This window comes from Thalassomonas actiniarum (assembly GCF_000948975.2).
GTDB classification, from domain to species: domain Bacteria; phylum Pseudomonadota; class Gammaproteobacteria; order Enterobacterales; family Alteromonadaceae; genus Thalassomonas; species Thalassomonas actiniarum.
The window spans coordinates 4,238,933-4,255,334 of sequence record NZ_CP059735.1; the positions used below are offsets into that span (position 1 = coordinate 4,238,933).

Sequence of the window (16,402 nt, forward strand, 5' to 3'; positions counted from 1 at the left end):
CAGCATGTTAAACAGAAGACATTTCATCCTGGCCGGCACATCAGGCCTGATGTGTTCCATGATCACCCCCGGCGCGATGGCATCATCCTTATTGCTACCCGCCACACCCCGTCAAACACCAACTGGCGAACAAATACCGGAAGATATTAAAGGTCAATTTGCCAGGCAAATAAATGACAGATACCTGGCCTGGAACCCAAGCGGTACTATGTGCATCAAGTTAGCCGAGGTTAAAACCGGACCGGTTTCTCCCGGACTTTTACAGTTTGACTTAACCTTTAACTGTCATGATACCGAGAAAGCGGATGGCCTTTACCAAATTGCCCACTTAAAAAGTGACCAGCAACATCAGGTTTACCTTGAAAAAATAGAGGAGAGTAACAACTACCGGGCAGTATTTTGTTTATTTGAGGGGCAAACCTAAACAGAGACAAAGATTAACTAACAGTATTTTTCCCGTTCCAACAAACGGAACAATACATCATTTACCTCAGGCCCGGGCAGATATGTTTGCCGTGATCACTGCTTTCATCACAGGGCCAGAAAAAGAAGCAATAGGAGTTTATTATGTCTGAACCATTTATAGGCCAAATACAAGCTTTTGGTTTTAATTTTGCTCCCCGCGGATGGGCTAAATGTGATGGCCAGCTGCTGTCTATTTCCTCAAATAGTGCCTTGTTTTCTTTACTCGGTACTATGTATGGCGGGGATGGCAGAACAACTTTTGGACTACCCGACTTACGCGGACGTATGATCATTCATCATGGCAGTGGTCCCGGCTTAACTTCCAGAACCCAGGGAGCGAGAGCAGGTAATGAAACCACCATCTTAACCGAAGCGAATTTGCCGGCCCACAATCATAATGTCAGGGCAACCGCACGTTGTGTCACGACAGCGGGCGACACCAATGTCGCCGTTGATAATGTCTGGTCCAAAGATGCCGGCGTATCGGCTGCCACTTATTCCACCAGCGCCCCGGATGCCGATATGGAAAATGACGCTATCCTGGTACAACAGGATAATATAGGTACAGGTACCGGCCACACCAATATGCAACCCTACCTGGTGCTCAATTATTGTATCGCACTGGTAGGCCTGTTTCCTTCTCGTAATTAATGAAATCGCGGGGATCTAAGCCGGTAATGGTAAAGATCCCTTTCTTACATTGACATAGATAATATTCAGCGATTTGATTCTCCATAACCCCCCCGGCAACGGGGTTTTATCAACAGAGATTTCCGATGAAGACACCACCAGCAGAGATATCTTTAAGGCCATGGACAAAAAATGATGAGGCTTTTACTAAAGACCTATTTATTGCCAACAGCCAGGCCATGTTTGCCCATTTGGCTCCTGAGCAGCAAGAAATACTGACAAACATTCAACTCCTGGCACAGCAAAGAGATTACCGACAGCGCTGGCCTCAGGCGCAGTATTTAATCATACAACTAAGAAATACTGCTGCCGGACAGCTCATCATTAATCCCTACCCCGAATATGATTTACTGATCGATATTGCGGTCTTGCCGAGCCATCAAAATAGCGGCATCGCCACCCGGGTATTAGAGATATTACTCAGGCAGGCACAGTCCCGGGAGGTTCCGGTAAGATTAAGCGTGATAAAAGACAACCCTGCATTGCAATTGTACAAACGTATTGGTTTTACGGTAACCGGCGCCAGTGGCACTCATTATCGGATGGAAATGCAAACAACACATGCAGATCATTGAAAAATCAGTGAATAAGGAGATCCGGATAAGTTAAATAATATGATTTATAAACCAGAAAGGAAGATACATTTAGATGGAGAGCTTTTAGAAACCTTTGGGGATATTGAGCAAATGTGGCGGAGTGGACGGGACTCGAACCCGCGACCCCCGGCGTGACAGGCCGGTATTCTAACCAACTGAACTACCACTCCGCGATATCTACTGCTTTGTTGAGATTTACTTAAATAAGTACCGGCTCTCGGTGCCAGGTAAAGATAAGTGGCGGAGTGGACGGGACTCGAACCCGCGACCCCCGGCGTGACAGGCCGGTATTCTAACCAACTGAACTACCACTCCGCATATGTCTTTACGTTTGAGATTTACTTAGTAAGCACTGGCTCTCAGGACCAGGTAAAGATAAGTGGCGGAGTGGACGGGACTCGAACCCGCGACCCCCGGCGTGACAGGCCGGTATTCTAACCAACTGAACTACCACTCCGCGATATAATCTTTACGTTTGAGATTTACGTAACAAGCACTGGCTCTCAGGACCAGGTAAAGATAGGTGGCGGAGTGGACGGGACTCGAACCCGCGACCCCCGGCGTGACAGGCCGGTATTCTAACCAACTGAACTACCACTCCGCGATATAATCTTTACATCAGAGAATTCTACTTTTACAAGTACTGGCTCTCAAAGCCAGATATTAGCTGAAATGAAGGATAAAGGAATGTGGCGGAGTGGACGGGACTCGAACCCGCGACCCCCGGCGTGACAGGCCGGTATTCTAACCAACTGAACTACCACTCCGCAGTATAACTTTTACTTCTTTTCTATTTCTTGTGCATTTATCGCTATTAAAATGTGGCGGAGTGGACGGGACTCGAACCCGCGACCCCCGGCGTGACAGGCCGGTATTCTAACCAACTGAACTACCACTCCGCGATATCTTAATCACGAACAAAAAGTTGTTTATCTTGTGCATCATTGGCGGAGTGGACGGGACTCGAACCCGCGACCCCCGGCGTGACAGGCCGGTATTCTAACCAACTGAACTACCACTCCGCAGATATGCTTAAACAGATTTAAATTGGCGGAGTGGACGGGACTCGAACCCGCGACCCCCGGCGTGACAGGCCGGTATTCTAACCAACTGAACTACCACTCCGCGATTTAAACTCTGCGTTTCAACAACAACTCGTTGAATGCGGCGGAGATAATACGGTTATGAAGTGTATCCGTCAACATCTTTTTTCATATAATTTACTGGCTGCGCATTTGCTAAACAAAGCGTTCGATTAACGTGCATTCTTTGCTGTTAAGACGCCCGTCAGGCGAAAAATTAACAGCTTATTTCGCCCGCCTTCAACTTATTCTTGTTGTTCTTCTGCTTCAGCTGACTTTTTCTTACGCCACTGTAAGGTAAAAAAGATCGCCAGGGCGATAAAAAGAATCACAATATTGCCGACAACAACAATAGTGATCATTTCTTCCTGCCTTTTAGCCTCTTCTTCTTCCTTTCTTATTCTCTCCTGCTCCTGCTCAAACGCCAGTTGTTCGGCCAGTTGCTTGGCCACTTCTTCCTCAGATAACTTTTTCGTTTGTCCGTCTTCGTCTACGGTGAAATTAATATCATCTGCTTTAGGCTCAACATTAAAGGCAAATTCCGGGATCACCAGACGAAACTCCCGGCCATTTTGGGTTCTGCCAAATGCCCTGACTTTTACCCGGTAGATACCCGGCTCGGTAAAAGCAAGCTCTTTGATACGTTCGCCGCCACTACCCTCCATAATAGAAAAGGCTTCAACCTGGCGATCAGGAAAAACAAAGTTGCCCTGGAAGATTAAACTGTCGGGATCGACAAATTCATCATCAATCACAAAATGTACCTGGTGAAATTGTTCTTCTTCATTGGTGGTATCCACCTTAATGGTCACCGGTGTCGGATGCAGAATAACCGGGTTTTGTCTGAGCTCCCGCGTGGCCATAGGTAATTTGATCACATAAATGGGCTGCCATTCCCCCGGAGCAAAGTTTAAGACAAACTCTCCGGTAAACAGATTATCCCCGGCGTATTCATCCAGATCCCTGCCGTCATCACGGAAAGTGGTCAGTTTTATCGGCTCGGCGCCAAAGTTGTCGTAGGCAGAATTATTGGTACTATAAAAATCAACATCAAGATGGATCACATCCCTGAAACCCGGGATATCGATCGCCCGGTCGCCGTTAAATAATTTACCCGTCACTTTTAAGGTTTCCCCCGCCAGTAAAATTTCCGGTAAAGACTCCACTTCAATTTTTACTTCAGAAAGCACCATGATTTTACTTTTGGGCAAAATATTCCCTATTGCCTGCCAGGGGCCCGGCATAGGTTTTTTAATTTTGATCATGTCATAGGTACTGTCATCGTACCATTCCACTTTATCTTCCGGCAGATTATTAATTTTCAGTTTACTGCCGTCCGGCCGCACCAGAATAATCGGCTGGCTGCCATGAGCACGGTAGAAGATCATGGTTACTTCTTCTATCTGGGCATCGATACGAAAGCGGTTATCAAAATAGGAGATCTGATTCGTTTTATCGTTTGATTGATAATATTCAATTTCATGGGGCAATTCCTGTGCGCCGCTAACCCAGCTTAAAGCAGACAGCGCCGTAAGCAATAAGCCTCTATAAAGTCCTGCCATGATTTCTTACGAACGCCATAACGGCGTTCCTCCTTTCTCTGCGACGATAGCCAAACGTTCCTGATGTGCAGTCATTTCATCGGCCGTTGCCGCTAAAACCCTTAACGGCGCCCGCTCGGTTGTTAATCTTCGGATGCTGTTACTGTCGCCGCCGCCGCTATCATCGGCGGAAAGATTAAAGACTTCCTGCCGGCGGGTCATTTCAATATAAACAAAAGCCAGCAACTGGGCATCGATTAATGCCCCGTGATAAGTACGGTCAACCAACTTATCCACTTTATAAAAGCGGGCGAGATAATCCAGGGTTTTCGGCGAGCCGAATTCATCTTTGGAGACCTTCAGGGTATCGGTCACGGTACAGATATCCTCGGTCATGGGTAAGTTTTTCCCGACCATGGCAAATTCATGGTCCATAAAGCCGACGTCGAATTTGGCATTATGGATCACCAACTCGGCCCCGCGGATAAATTCAATAAAGTCATTGGCGACTTGTGAAAATACCGGTTTATCCTGCAGAAATTCATTGGTTAAACCGTGAACATCAATAACCTCTTGTTCCATAAACTTTAACGGGTTGATATATACATGATAATTCCGCCCGGTTAACTGGCGGTTGATCATTTCCACACAACCTATTTCAACAATACGGTGCCCTTCCCGGGTACTGATACCTGTGGTTTCGGTATCGAGTATGATCAAACGATGTTCTTTATTATTTACTTCACTCACTATAGGTATCCTAAAGACGGCAATATTTCGGCTGATATTCACGTTTACTAACGCTTGGCGGCGGCAAAAGATAAACAGCGCACAATGGGGAAAATGGTACACCCTTAATAAATGCTTGTCGATGCCGCCGGCCAATACAATAGCAGCTTATAAATGCCCGGCACAAAATATCAACGGTTATTATGCTATTTGGGCATCAATAGAAAGCGCTACAGAATAAATTTCACCTACAGGATAATATTACTGGCCCACATATAACCATATAATATATATTATTTCTTTTAGTCCTTTAGTCACGAGCCGGTAGCAAACTATGACCCCTAAGATCAAAGCCCTTTTTCATCAGCCTTCATCCACTTTGTGCTATATAGTCACTTGCCCCGAAAGCCGAAAATGTGCCGTGATTGACCCGGTATTAGACTTTGATATTTATTCGGGTGAAATAGACACCAAGTTCGCCACTGAAGTTATCGATTATATCCGGGAAAATAACCTGCAGCTTGAGTGGCTGCTGGAAACCCATGCCCATGCCGACCATGTCACCGCCGCCAGCTATTTAAAAAAGAAACTCGGCGGCAACATCGCCTGCGGCGGTGAAATCACCTCGATTCAACAAACCTTTAAAGAGGTGTTTAACCTCAAAGAACTAAGCACAAACGGCGAGCAATTTGACCGCCTGCTTGATGACGGCGATGAGTTGCCCTTAGGAGAATGTAACATCAAGGTGCTGGCGACCCCGGGTCATACCCCGGACAGCTTAACCTATGTTATAGGCAGCAATGCCTTTATCGGCGATACCTTATTTATGCCGGACTCGGGCTCCGCCCGCTGTGACTTTCCCAGCGGCTCGGCAGCGCAGCTCTATCAGTCAATCCAGAAAATCTATCGGCTGGGGGATGATATCACCTTATATATATGTCACGACTACCAGCCAAATCAAAGAGCATTAAGATACGCCTGCCCGGTAAGCGAGCAAAAAGAAATGAATATTCATGTTGCCTGCGGAGTCAGCGAGCGGGAATACGTCACCACCCGCCAGCAAAGGGATGCCGGACTTGCCATTCCCAGGCTGCTTTATCCTTCATTGCAGTTTAATATTATTGCCGGACAGTTACCTGCCGCGGATGAAGGCAATAAACATTATTTAAAACTGCCGATTAGCGGCACCCACAAACTCGACTAAGTGAAAAATACTTTTATTAGCGAGAAAGGGAAAGATAAGTTAAGAATAAGCTGCCCGGCAGCTTATTCAGGTAATTTTTCCGGAAATTCCTGCAAGTTGATGGTCATGCGCTTACTGCGAAAGCAAAAATAAATGAGCACCGCAATCACACTGCCCTGTATCACCAGCCAGGACACAGACAACAACTGCCAGTAAAAAAAGCCAAGCAAAGAAACAATAAAATCAAATGCCAGGGCAAAAATTAGCAATCCACGGCAATATGACCAGCTCACCCTGACCCAGTTTTTTGCTCCCGGACGGCGCAGGCTGATCACCAGCACCACAAAAAGTCCCACCGCCCCGGAAATCAGGCTCAGGTAAAACAACGCCGTTTGCGGATACAGCCACTGGATAATACCGACCCTGTCCTGCATATTAGTCACCGACATTAACCACACCAGGTAACCGCGCAGCACAAATAACAACACCAGGTAAATGCTTTTAGACAGTTTCAGACAGTCAAATTTATCGAAATCTTCAACACTGTACTGGCTGTACTTATGCCCCATGTTAACTGTCTCCCTGTCCATCCTGGCGCTCCTTATTTAATAACGCCTGCCCCGTGGTAATGGCTTTTACCGCCTTAGAGCGAAACTCCCGGATAAATAAGGTATAGACCACGAACATACTGGCGAAAATAAACAGCGCCGGGTGGAAAAACCAGCTAATTACCGCCAGGGAAAAATAATAAGAGCGCAGGCCGTAGTTATAAGAATGGGCGGCCTGATCCTGCACCACCGCCATCTCCCTGGCATATTGCATCAGGTTTTTATTGTCGCCGGTTTGATCCAGCGGAGCCGCCCCTATCATCACATTCAAAAACCCGTATTGGCGCATCGACCAGGTAAACTGGAAAAATGAAATGACGAAAATAAATGCCAGCAGCGTCAATTTTAACTGTATCGCCAGATGATTGGGAAAGTCGGCATAAGGAATAGAAGACAACACATCTTCCAGCCGTTCCACCTGGGCAAACAAGGTCAGCACACCGGCGAGTATCAACAGGGTGCTGGAGGCAAAAAAGGCAATATTACGCTCCAAATTTGCCAGCAAAGCCGCATCCCCTACCCGGATATCCCGGACCATGATTTCATACATCCAGTGTATCCTGTGCTGATGTAAACAACGGGCAATACAGTCGGTTGTTTTTGCCTTTTTACGGGCAAACCAGGTATAACCGGTCCAAAGTACAACAAATATAACCAGGGCAATAATATCTAACGGGGTAAAGGGCATAGCAACTTCTTATTTTTTCGCTCGCAGGCGTGGAAAATTCAGGGCCGGATAAAAGCGCTGATCCGGCACAAAGGTTTTCTGCCACCGATTGTGCTAAAAAGACAAAGATCTTGTCAATGCTTCACGATAATTAATCCTTTTACGCTGACATTATTTGGCGCATTAATTGTCCTGAAAGGGTAGAATAACAATTGTTTTTACATAAGAAATTTGTAATCATCTAGCGCCCGCGTTTAGGGGCGAACAATAAAAACAATAAACCTGACTTTTGGAGAAAAAATGCCTGTGCTAAGGAGTAGCTGTATTTTTGCAACAGCGCTAGTCTTGTTCACTGTTGGCAGCCAAGCGGCATACGCAAACACAACCCCGATCCCTGAGGGACAACTTAATATTCCCTATGCTTCGCAAACCATTACCATAGATGGCGAAATTGACGACCAGGCATGGCAGGATGCACTGGAGGTCTCTCTCAATATCGTCAATGACCCGTGGGAAAATCAGCCCAGTCCGGTACAAACCCGGGCCAAATTAATCGAAAACGGCGAATATATTTATATCGCCTTTATCGCCGGCGATCCCGAACCCGAAAACATCATGGGCTACCTGACCGACAGAGATTCCTCCTGGCACGGCGATCTGGTGGGGATCAAGCTCGATACCTTTAATAACCGGCGGTTGAATTACAAATTTTTTGTTAACCCGTTCGGGGTACAGCACGACGGCATTACCAACGAACTCACCGGGCAAAGCAATAATCTCTGGGATGGCTTCTGGCAATCCTACGGCAAAAAAACCGCCGACGGCTTTCAGGTGGAAATGGCGATCCCCTACAGCACCTTAAACTTTAAACCCGGGACCGACATCAAAACCTGGGCCATCGAACTGGTGCGCCTGTACCCAAGAGATGAAAGATTAAGAATCTCCCATATTCCCCTGGACCGCGACAATGCCTGCTGGATTTGCCAGATGCCGGAAATCACAGGTTTTCAGCAGGCAAAAATGGGCTCGAATATTAAATTAACCCCTTCACTGGTGGCTTCACAGGAAAGTAGCCGGGACATTTTTACCCCCGGCAGCGACTGGCAGCAAGAAGATGATGTCGATGCCGGGCTTAGCCTCAGCTGGGGACTAAGCGCAGACACCCAGCTCGACGCCACCATCAACCCCGACTTCTCCAACGTCGAAACCGACAGCGCACAATTAACCGCCAATAAGAATTTTTCCCTGTTTTATGACGAAAAACGTGCCTTTTTCCTGGAAAATGCCGATTACTTTGCCAGCAATTACAACCTGGTGCATACCCGCAATATCAGCGATCCCGATTACGGGGTAAAACTCACCGGCCGCGACAATAACCACAGTTACGGGGTCTTTATCGCCAATGATACCCAAACCAGTTATATCAAGCCGGGTAACTTAAGCTCCTCCCTGGTGGTCAGCGACAAAGACAGTCACGCCGCGGCGATAAGCTACCGCTATGAGCAAAGTGAAGATCTTACCTTTGGCGTCACCTCAACCCTGAGGTTAAATGAGGATTACCATAACGCCCTGGTAAGTATGGACAGCAAATACCGCATCACCGACTCCAATACCCTGATTGCCCAAGTAATGCATAGCGATACCCGGGACGAAAGTGAAGATGTGGGCATTGTCCTGCTTAGCAATCAAGAGGAAGATAAAGGTGATGACCAGGCCTTTAAACTTGCCCTGGAGCACGACTCTGAATTCTGGCAGCTCGGCGTCCGCCACCAGCAAATCGGCAAAGGCTTTCGCGCCGATCTTGGCTATATGACCCGGGCCGATTTCAAAGAAAGCCAGCTGGAAGCAAAACGTTTATTCTACGGCACCGGCGATTCTGTATGGACCGAGGCCAATATCAGCAGCGAATGGACCATACGCCATAACGAGCAGGATGAATTTATCTCACGTGAGCTGATCACCGAGTTGCAGATCTTAGGCCCCTATTTAAGCGAGATAGACCTGGAATATCAGCAAGCAACAAAAACAGGCTTAAGGTTTAATTCAGCGGACAGCCGCATCCTGGGCAACAGCGAGCAGTTTGACGAACAAAAGCTGAAATTCTATGGGGAATTTCAGCCAACGCCGGGTATCTTTGCCGGTTTAGGTTATCAATTTGGCGATCAGATAGACTACAACAACAACCGCCTGGGAGAGATCTCCAAAATTACCACTTACCTGCAGATCCATGCCAGCGATCATCTTTACTTCGACTTTTACCAAAACTATATCAAACTCGAAGCCGACAAAGCCGAGGTCTATACCGAAAATTTGCTTGATTTACGCATCTCATACCAGTTTGACGTAAAAAGCGCGTTAAAGCTGAGCCTGGTTTACTCGGACATCGAAAGAAACCCGGCTAACAACCCCGGCCTTGGCGATGATTATTTAGGCACAAACAAAAGTTTATCCAGCCAGCTGATATATTCCTACAAACTCAACCCGCAATCGGTCTTTTATCTCGGTTATTCCGATAACAGCGCCCAGGACAATAGCTTAGACCGGCTTGAGCGCCGGCAAAAAACATTTTTCTGTAAAGTCAGTTACAGCTGGATGCCTTAAAGCACCACTGGCGGCGGAGCTGCTCACAGCTCCGCGGTCAAGGTTTTACTGCCCGGGCTGACGCAATAAACAATAACAAAGACCAGCAAAATTGAATTGGTTATAATTCAACCGTTTAAATCAAGACGCATACAAGCCGCCGCCTTGGGGATAGAATCAAGCCATTACTAACAGAGTTATCCACAAGAATTGTGGACAGCCGTGAAAAAACCAGCCGAACAACAAACAACCAGCCAATGTTCAAAAAACAAGCAAACGCGTACTTACCCGGTGAATCTTTCGATATTCTCTTGCAAATTCAGCCCAATGTACTAAAGTTTGTGCTGACATTTTTCTTTGTCTCCGGCTTTTTCTACTGCTCAAAAACTTTTCCACAAGCAAGTATCTATCAGCTGCTTTACCTGTTTCATGCTTAGCGCAACAAATCTCGCCGACGAATAACAAATCCCCCGTTTCGGGCAAAATTGACCTCCTGCACCAGGGAGTTTCCTGTCTATACTTAGTTTTAAAAATTAATCCAGATAATTAACAGTCACATACCTCTAACACCATCGTCTGGTTACAGAATATGCCGATAAAAAAGGAAAGTTATCACCATGAAAGTGCATCTATTATGGCCACTGATATTCATACTCGGGGCACTGGGTTGCTCATCCAACAGTGCCTTCCGCACCGCAGACCGGCAATGCCTATATACCCTGGCAGGAGAATGTGCCACCAGTTTTATGCAAATAGCCAACCGCGGCAGCGACAAAGAATATCAGCTGGGTTTTATCGAATACGACGACCAGGGTATGGCGCGCAGCCCAGAGCGCCGGGATAAACTGCTGAACCATTATCTTGAGCTGGCCGCCAGAGAAGACGTACTCCTACTTACTTTTGTCCACGGCTGGCATCATAGCGCCAAACCCCAAGACACCAATATCAGCAGGTTCAGAACCCTGCTGGAGCAGGTATCCGCCAACGAGTACCGGGACAGCAGCAGGCAAAAACGCCAAAGACGCACTGTGTTGGGGGTTTATATCGGCTGGCGCGGTGACTCGATAGATCTCGAATATCTCAATACCGTCACTTTCTGGGACAGGAAAAATACCGCCCATGAAGTCGGCCGCCAGGGGGTTACCCAGGTCCTGCTCAAACTCGAAGAACTGGTCAATATCCGTAATTTTATCAAGGAAGGCAGCCCGGCTTCCACCAGCCGCCTGGTGGTTATCGGCCACTCTTTTGGCGGCGCCGTCGTCTATAGCTCATTGCAGAAAGTGCTGACCGATCGTTTTATCGATTCACGCCAAAACAAAAACTACCAGGGCAGCGCCGGCGGTTTTGGCGATTTGGTGTTATTGATGAATCCGGCTTTTGAAGCCCTGCGTTTTGCGCCTTTATTTCATTTATCGCAACAAGGCTGCAGGCGATATTTACGCGATCAGCTGCCAAAACTGGCGGTACTGACCTCTGAAACCGACTATGCCACAAAGATTGCCTTCCCTGTCGGGCGCAGCCTGTCAACTTTTTTCGAATCCCACAGGAACATGACCCGACATTACTGCGACCGGCCGGGAAGCGATGGTAAAAGAGCGATAAAGATCAGCCAGGGCAGCGCCGACCGTACCGCCATCGGGCATTTTGAGCCCTACCTGACCCACAGCTTAACGGCAAAGTCTGCCGGTGATAAAACCACCTTTGACCTGCTCGATGCCTACCAGCACTGGTCGGCGGCGGATGACAGCCGGCCCGGCGTCTTTAGCACGGTTGATTTAAACAGCCACAACCGCACCACCGCCCGCAACCCCTACATGAACATTCAGGTATCAAAAGCCTTAATGGACGGCCATAACGACATCTGGGGCCGGAATATCGTGCAGTTTGTCAGTGAATTGATCCGCATGTCGACAACACCCAAAGAAGTCTATGAGCTGATGCTCAACAAACAGCAATAATCTTTGCTAACCCCGGCCAGCTTGCCTTTAATTCGGGCAAGCTGCGGGCTTTTTCTCAACCGGCTCACCACAGGCAAACTAAACACAATACCGCAGCCGTTATTACTGCTTTTTGCTGCTTTTTAACCGCAACGTTTCGTCGCGCTAAAATGAAAAACAGCCCATATCAACCCAATTAAAGGTATATTGTATACAAATCTTGTGTTATAAAATTAAAAAGCATAAAAAACAGCCAACAAGATGAAAACAATAACACCCTCCCCTTTCCCGGCAACCTTCTATGTCGCCAATACCATGGAAATTTTTGAACGCCTGGCCTGGTACGGTATCTATACCCTGCTGGCAAGCTATATCATGACACCAACGGCCCAGGGAGGCCTGGGACTGGGCAATAGCGAACGCGGTCTGATCATGGGGGTGGTGCCGTTTTTCCTTTATCTGTTCCCGGTTATCTCCGGCGCGCTGGCAGACAGATTCGGCTACCGCAAGATGTTCCTGCTTTCTTTTACCCTGATGGCCCCCAGTTATTATCTGCTCGGTTATGCCACAGATCTCGCCAGCTTTATCAGTGTCTTTATGCTGATCGCCCTCGGCGCCGGTATCTTTAAACCTGTGGTGATCGCCACCATCAGCCGCACCACAGACAGCAGTAACCGGGGACTGGGTTTTGGCATCTTCTATATGATGGTCAATATCGGCGGTTTTTTGGGGCCGGTATTAGCCCCCATTATCCAGAAAAATTACGGCTGGCAATATGTGTTTATCTTCGCCGCCCTGTGGATAAGCCTCAATTTTATCCCGGCAATCTTTTTCTACCGGGAGCCACAGCGCCAGGCCAATAACAAACCGTTAAAGCAGGTCTTTGCAGAAATGCAGCAGGTGCTGGGCAATGCCCGGCTGGCCTTGCTTGTGGTGCCGTTACTTTTTCTCTTGGTCGCCTTTTACGCCGGTTTGATCACCAGCGGCAAAGTCACCCTGATAGTAGCCGGTGCCTTGATCCTGCTTGCCCTGCTTTGGGACCTGGCATTAAAGAATCAACAACCAAGGCATACAAAAAGCCCCCAGCCCTGGTACCGGCAAAAAATGCAACTGGGTAACAAGGCCTTTATGATTTATTTGCTGATCATCACAGGGTTCTGGACCGTTTACCTACAGCTGTTTATCACCTTGCCGGTTTATATCCGCGACTTTGTCGACAGCTCAGATCTGGTCAGGCTATTACATCAGCTCAGCCCCTACCTGCACGATACCTTGACCGCCATCAAGCTCGACACCCTAGCCGCGGAGATCACCCGATTAACGCAAGCCTTGCCTTTAACCGAGCTGCAAAAAGCCCACATCAGCCAGGCCTCCATCGGGGAAATCACCGCAGCCTTAGTCGCCCTCGACGTACGCGTACCGGAGCAGGAGCTGCAATACGCCTTTATGCACATCAGCCAGTCGGGCCAGCTGGAGGCGGCCCGGTTAAGCCAGGAATATGCCCGCGTTTGGGCCCAGGAATACCGCCAGCTCAATCCCGCAACCCTGCTAAGCCTGGACTTTTTAATGATCATCTTATTCCAGGTCGTCATCAGCCGCTTTATCGGACAGTTTAAACCGCTGCCGACCCTGATTGCCGGTACCGGCATTATTGCCCTTGCCATGCTGGCAGGCGGCTTCGCCCACGGCGTTATTTTTGGCGGCTTATTGATCGCCTGCTCGGTGATTATCTTTGCCGTCGGGGAAATGACCGCCTCTCCGAAAAGCCAGGAATATGTCGCCTCCTTTGCCCCTAAAGATAAAGCCGCCATGTTTATGGGTTATTACTTTGTTTCCATGGCACTGGGCAATTTATTCGCCGGTCTGCTGTCCGGCTGGTTATATCAGCAGGTGGCCGTGGAAATGGCCAATCCGATATTGATGTGGTTTATTTTCGCCTGCCTGGGGCTGCTGACCTGTTTTGCCCTGTATCTGTTCAACCGGGAACTGGTGACGGAAATTGAACAACAGCAATACCAGCTGGCAACAGCACCAGAAACCGCAACAGGAAAATAAGCAGATGCTGACAAAAACCAAAAACAAAACCGCCGGGCAAGATACCGCCGCACAATTCCAGCAATGGCAGCCGCCACAGGAAAATGGCTCAAGGCAGGAAAATACCCTCACCATAGAAACCCTTGAATGCCATACCGGCGGCGAGCCGCTGCGCATCATCACCGGCGGCTTTCCTGAACTTGCAGGCAGCACCATTTTAGAAAAAAGACGCGACTGCCTGCTCCGCCATGATGCCCTGCGCCGCGCCCTGATGTTTGAACCCAGGGGACACGGTGATATGTACGGCGCCATCATTACCGAACCTGAGCGGGAAAACAGCCATTTTGGCGCCATTTTTATCCATAACGAAGGCTACAGCACCATGTGCGGCCATGCGGTGATTGCCCTGGCCAAATGTGCGGTGGAGTCCGGCGTGGTGGAACAAACAGGCGAAGTCACTCAAGTGGTGATCGATGTTCCCTGCGGGCAAATCCACGCCCGCGCCTTTGCCCGGGGCAAGGTGGTCACCCGGGTAAACTTTGACAGCGTGCCCTCTTTTGTTTATGCCGCCGGGCAAAGCATTGTTGTTGACGGCATCGGCGAGGTTAATTTTGATATTGCCTTTGGCGGCGCTTTTTACGCCTATGTACAGGCATCACAGTTAGGGCTTGCATTAGTGCCGGAGCAACAGGAGAAACTCATCAACCACGGCAGAAAAATAAAAGCCGCCATCAGCAAAAAACGGCCCGTTAGCCACCCGTTGGAAGGCGATTTAAGCTTTCTTTACGGCGTGATTTTTATTGATGACTCGCCAGTTGACGGCGTGCACAGCCGCAATGTCTGCATTTTTGCCGACGGCGAGCTCGATCGCAGCCCCACCGGCAGCGGCGTCAGCGGCCGCATTGCCCTGCATGTCGCCAAAGGACAAGTACCGCTAAAACAAGACATCAATATAGAGAGCATTCTAGGCAGCCAGTTTACCGTACAGGCCTGTGAGCGGCTTGATTATGACGGTTACCCGGCGGTGATCGCCCGGGTCAGCGGCCAGGCTTTTGTCTGCGGCAAAGGCCGGTGGCTGATCAACGAACAGGACCCGCTCAAACACGGTTTTCTCTTAAGGTAACTCCTAAAACGTTTACAGGCATCAACGGCCAATAAAGTCATTAACAATCAAAACAAGAGTAACAATAACATGAAGCTCCAACACTTACGCCAGCAACTGTTTACACAAGGCAGTGACGCCCTGCTTATTTTCAGCGACATCAATATCCGCTACCTCAGCGAGTTTTCCGGCCATGCCGCCACGATTTTACTTACCGGAAAAAACAGCTACCTGCTGACGGATTACCGCTACGTGGAACAGGCAAAAGTCCAGGCCGAAGCTTTTACCGTAATTTGCCGGCAGCGGGAAAAACAAAGCCTGGCATCCCTTATCGCCGAACTTTTACAACAAGACGGCTGCCAACAGCTGATGTTTGAAAGCGGCCATATTGACGTTAATGCCTGGCTACAAATAGAACATGAAATCCGCCGCCTTGAAACGATAAAGCAAATTGAAGGGGTCACCGGTGCGGTGGAAAAGCTGCGCTATCACAAATCCGAACCGGAGATCACCGCCATTTCCCAGGCAGCGCAAATTGCCGACCAGGCGCTGGCCAATATCCTACCCTTAATCAAAGAAGGTATCACAGAGCGTGAACTGGCCATCGAGCTGGAATACCAGATGGCGCTGCTGGGTTCGGAAGAAGTCTCCTTTGCCACCATCTTACTGTTTGGCGAACGCAGTGCCCTGCCCCACGGCATTCCTTCAAACAGAAAGCTTAAGCCGGGAGATCTGATCTTAATAGACTTTGGCGCTGTGATGAACGGCTACCGCTCGGACATGACCCGCACTTATGTTTTTGGCAAGGCCAGCGCCGAGCAGAGACAGGTTTACCAGCTGGTGCGAGACGCCCAGCAGGCAGCCCTGGAGGCACTGAGGCCGGGCATCAGGGGAAGTGATTTATACCGGCACTCGGCAGATATTTTGCGTGCCAGTGATTACAAAAACCATGCAGGGGAAGGATTGGGACATGGTGTCGGATTAGAGTTGCATGAACTGCCCTTTATCGGCCCTGCCTGTGAGCAAAGCATAGAAAAGGCTTGTGTTATCACCATAGAACCGGGCATCTATATTCCCGGTTGGGGCGGCATCCGCATTGAAGATGACGTGGTATTGGCAGAAAACGGCGTGGAAATTCTCACCCGGGCTCCCAAAGATTTGTTAGAGCTTTAAAGTCAGTAAAAGCCG

Annotated in this window: 13 protein-coding genes and 8 tRNA genes; 9 read left to right on the top strand and 12 right to left on the bottom strand. The window is 48.7% G+C overall.

The window, feature by feature from the left end:
• The first annotated feature begins 4 nt into the window (after positions 1 to 4).
• The 3 genes from SG35_RS18415 (at position 5) to SG35_RS18425 (ending at position 1,730) form a co-directional block, all read left to right on the top strand.
• Positions 5 to 424 carry a hypothetical protein gene (locus SG35_RS18415; protein WP_044835691.1) on the top strand — a complete coding sequence of 140 codons (420 nt, stop codon included), beginning with the start codon at positions 5 to 7 and terminating at the stop codon, positions 422 to 424.
• A 143-nt stretch (positions 425 to 567) separates the two neighbouring features.
• A complete protein-coding gene (locus tag SG35_RS18420; protein ID WP_044835690.1) occupies positions 568 to 1,116 on the top strand; it encodes a phage tail protein in 549 nt (182 codons plus the stop codon).
• Positions 1,117 to 1,241: 125 nt separating this feature from the next.
• Entirely contained in the window at positions 1,242 to 1,730 is a 489-nt protein-coding gene (locus tag SG35_RS18425; RefSeq protein WP_044835689.1) for a GNAT family N-acetyltransferase, read from the top strand.
• 114 nt (positions 1,731 to 1,844) lie between these two features.
• On the opposite strand, the gene SG35_RS18430 is transcribed toward SG35_RS18425, so the two are convergent.
• The 10 genes from SG35_RS18430 to dnaQ form a co-directional block, all read right to left on the bottom strand.
• Positions 1,845 to 1,921: transfer RNA gene (locus SG35_RS18430), tRNA-Asp, on the bottom strand.
• Positions 1,922 to 1,989: 68 nt separating this feature from the next.
• Positions 1,990 to 2,066, bottom strand: a tRNA-Asp gene (locus SG35_RS18435).
• 65 nt (positions 2,067 to 2,131) lie between these two features.
• Positions 2,132 to 2,208: transfer RNA gene (locus SG35_RS18440), tRNA-Asp, on the bottom strand.
• A gap of 67 nt (positions 2,209 to 2,275) precedes the next feature.
• Positions 2,276 to 2,352, bottom strand: a tRNA-Asp gene (locus SG35_RS18445).
• Positions 2,353 to 2,441: 89 nt separating this feature from the next.
• A tRNA-Asp gene (locus SG35_RS18450) sits at positions 2,442 to 2,518 on the bottom strand.
• A gap of 55 nt (positions 2,519 to 2,573) precedes the next feature.
• Positions 2,574 to 2,650: transfer RNA gene (locus SG35_RS18455), tRNA-Asp, on the bottom strand.
• 46 nt (positions 2,651 to 2,696) lie between these two features.
• Positions 2,697 to 2,773 (bottom strand) — tRNA-Asp (locus tag SG35_RS18460).
• 26 nt (positions 2,774 to 2,799) lie between these two features.
• A tRNA-Asp gene (locus SG35_RS18465) sits at positions 2,800 to 2,876 on the bottom strand.
• Between the two features lie 202 nt (positions 2,877 to 3,078).
• Positions 3,079 to 4,395 (bottom strand): TIGR03503 family protein, encoded by a 1,317-nt coding sequence (locus SG35_RS18470; protein WP_053043133.1) that lies wholly within the window; start codon positions 4,393 to 4,395, stop codon positions 3,079 to 3,081.
• A gap of 6 nt (positions 4,396 to 4,401) precedes the next feature.
• The gene (dnaQ, locus tag SG35_RS18475; protein ID WP_044833675.1) at positions 4,402 to 5,124 is read right to left on the bottom strand and encodes a DNA polymerase III subunit epsilon; all 723 of its coding nucleotides are present in this window, start codon (positions 5,122 to 5,124) and stop codon (positions 4,402 to 4,404) included.
• Between the two features lie 313 nt (positions 5,125 to 5,437).
• Here dnaQ and SG35_RS18480 point away from each other — a divergent pair, with 313 nt between their 5' ends.
• The gene (locus SG35_RS18480) at positions 5,438 to 6,307 is read left to right on the top strand and encodes an MBL fold metallo-hydrolase (protein WP_044833653.1); all 870 of its coding nucleotides are present in this window, start codon (positions 5,438 to 5,440) and stop codon (positions 6,305 to 6,307) included.
• 62 nt (positions 6,308 to 6,369) lie between these two features.
• Here the strand turns inward: SG35_RS18480 and SG35_RS18485 are convergent, their stop codons facing one another.
• Positions 6,370 to 6,876, bottom strand: a complete 507-nt coding sequence (locus SG35_RS18485) for a DUF2919 family protein (protein ID WP_084692804.1) — start codon at positions 6,874 to 6,876, stop codon at positions 6,370 to 6,372.
• Entirely contained in the window at positions 6,857 to 7,582 is a 726-nt protein-coding gene (locus SG35_RS18490) for a DUF599 domain-containing protein (protein WP_044833655.1), read from the bottom strand. Before SG35_RS18490 ends, SG35_RS18485 begins: the two co-directional genes overlap by 20 nt.
• 279 nt (positions 7,583 to 7,861) lie before the next feature.
• Here SG35_RS18490 and SG35_RS18495 point away from each other — a divergent pair, with 279 nt between their 5' ends.
• The 5 genes from SG35_RS18495 (at position 7,862) to SG35_RS18515 (ending at position 16,387) form a co-directional block, all read left to right on the top strand.
• Positions 7,862 to 10,162 carry a carbohydrate binding family 9 domain-containing protein gene (locus SG35_RS18495; RefSeq protein WP_084692805.1) on the top strand — a complete coding sequence of 767 codons (2,301 nt, stop codon included), beginning with the start codon at positions 7,862 to 7,864 and terminating at the stop codon, positions 10,160 to 10,162.
• Between the two features lie 596 nt (positions 10,163 to 10,758).
• Entirely contained in the window at positions 10,759 to 12,099 is a 1,341-nt protein-coding gene (locus SG35_RS18500; protein WP_044833657.1) for a hypothetical protein, read from the top strand.
• A gap of 240 nt (positions 12,100 to 12,339) precedes the next feature.
• Positions 12,340 to 14,133: an MFS transporter gene (locus tag SG35_RS18505; RefSeq protein ID WP_044833658.1), complete on the top strand. Its 1,794-nt coding sequence runs from the start codon at positions 12,340 to 12,342 to the stop codon at positions 14,131 to 14,133.
• Entirely contained in the window at positions 14,078 to 15,235 is a 1,158-nt protein-coding gene (locus SG35_RS18510; protein WP_236702620.1) for a proline racemase family protein, read from the top strand. Before SG35_RS18505 ends, SG35_RS18510 begins: the two co-directional genes overlap by 56 nt.
• A gap of 69 nt (positions 15,236 to 15,304) precedes the next feature.
• Positions 15,305 to 16,387 carry a M24 family metallopeptidase gene (locus tag SG35_RS18515; RefSeq protein ID WP_044833659.1) on the top strand — a complete coding sequence of 361 codons (1,083 nt, stop codon included), beginning with the start codon at positions 15,305 to 15,307 and terminating at the stop codon, positions 16,385 to 16,387.
• The last annotated feature ends 15 nt before the right edge of the window (positions 16,388 to 16,402 follow it).

Bases quoted from the DNA above. Each gene is read 5' to 3' on its own strand.
- SG35_RS18470 (WP_053043133.1), bottom strand. From the start codon at position 4,395: ATGGCAGGACTTTATAGAGGCTTATTGCTTACGGCGCTGTCTGCTTTA.
- SG35_RS18515 (WP_044833659.1), top strand. From the start codon at position 15,305: ATGAAGCTCCAACACTTACGCCAGCAACTGTTTACACAAGGCAGTGAC.
- SG35_RS18500 (WP_044833657.1), top strand. From the start codon at position 10,759: ATGAAAGTGCATCTATTATGGCCACTGATATTCATACTCGGGGCACTG.
- SG35_RS18485 (WP_084692804.1), bottom strand. From the start codon at position 6,876: ATGGACAGGGAGACAGTTAACATGGGGCATAAGTACAGCCAGTACAGT.
- SG35_RS18505 (WP_044833658.1), top strand. From the start codon at position 12,340: ATGAAAACAATAACACCCTCCCCTTTCCCGGCAACCTTCTATGTCGCC.
- SG35_RS18490 (WP_044833655.1), bottom strand. From the start codon at position 7,582: ATGCCCTTTACCCCGTTAGATATTATTGCCCTGGTTATATTTGTTGTA.
- SG35_RS18425 (WP_044835689.1), top strand. From the start codon at position 1,242: ATGAAGACACCACCAGCAGAGATATCTTTAAGGCCATGGACAAAAAAT.
- SG35_RS18420 (WP_044835690.1), top strand. From the start codon at position 568: ATGTCTGAACCATTTATAGGCCAAATACAAGCTTTTGGTTTTAATTTT.
- SG35_RS18415 (WP_044835691.1), top strand. From the start codon at position 5: ATGTTAAACAGAAGACATTTCATCCTGGCCGGCACATCAGGCCTGATG.
- SG35_RS18480 (WP_044833653.1), top strand. From the start codon at position 5,438: ATGACCCCTAAGATCAAAGCCCTTTTTCATCAGCCTTCATCCACTTTG.
- SG35_RS18495 (WP_084692805.1), top strand. From the start codon at position 7,862: ATGCCTGTGCTAAGGAGTAGCTGTATTTTTGCAACAGCGCTAGTCTTG.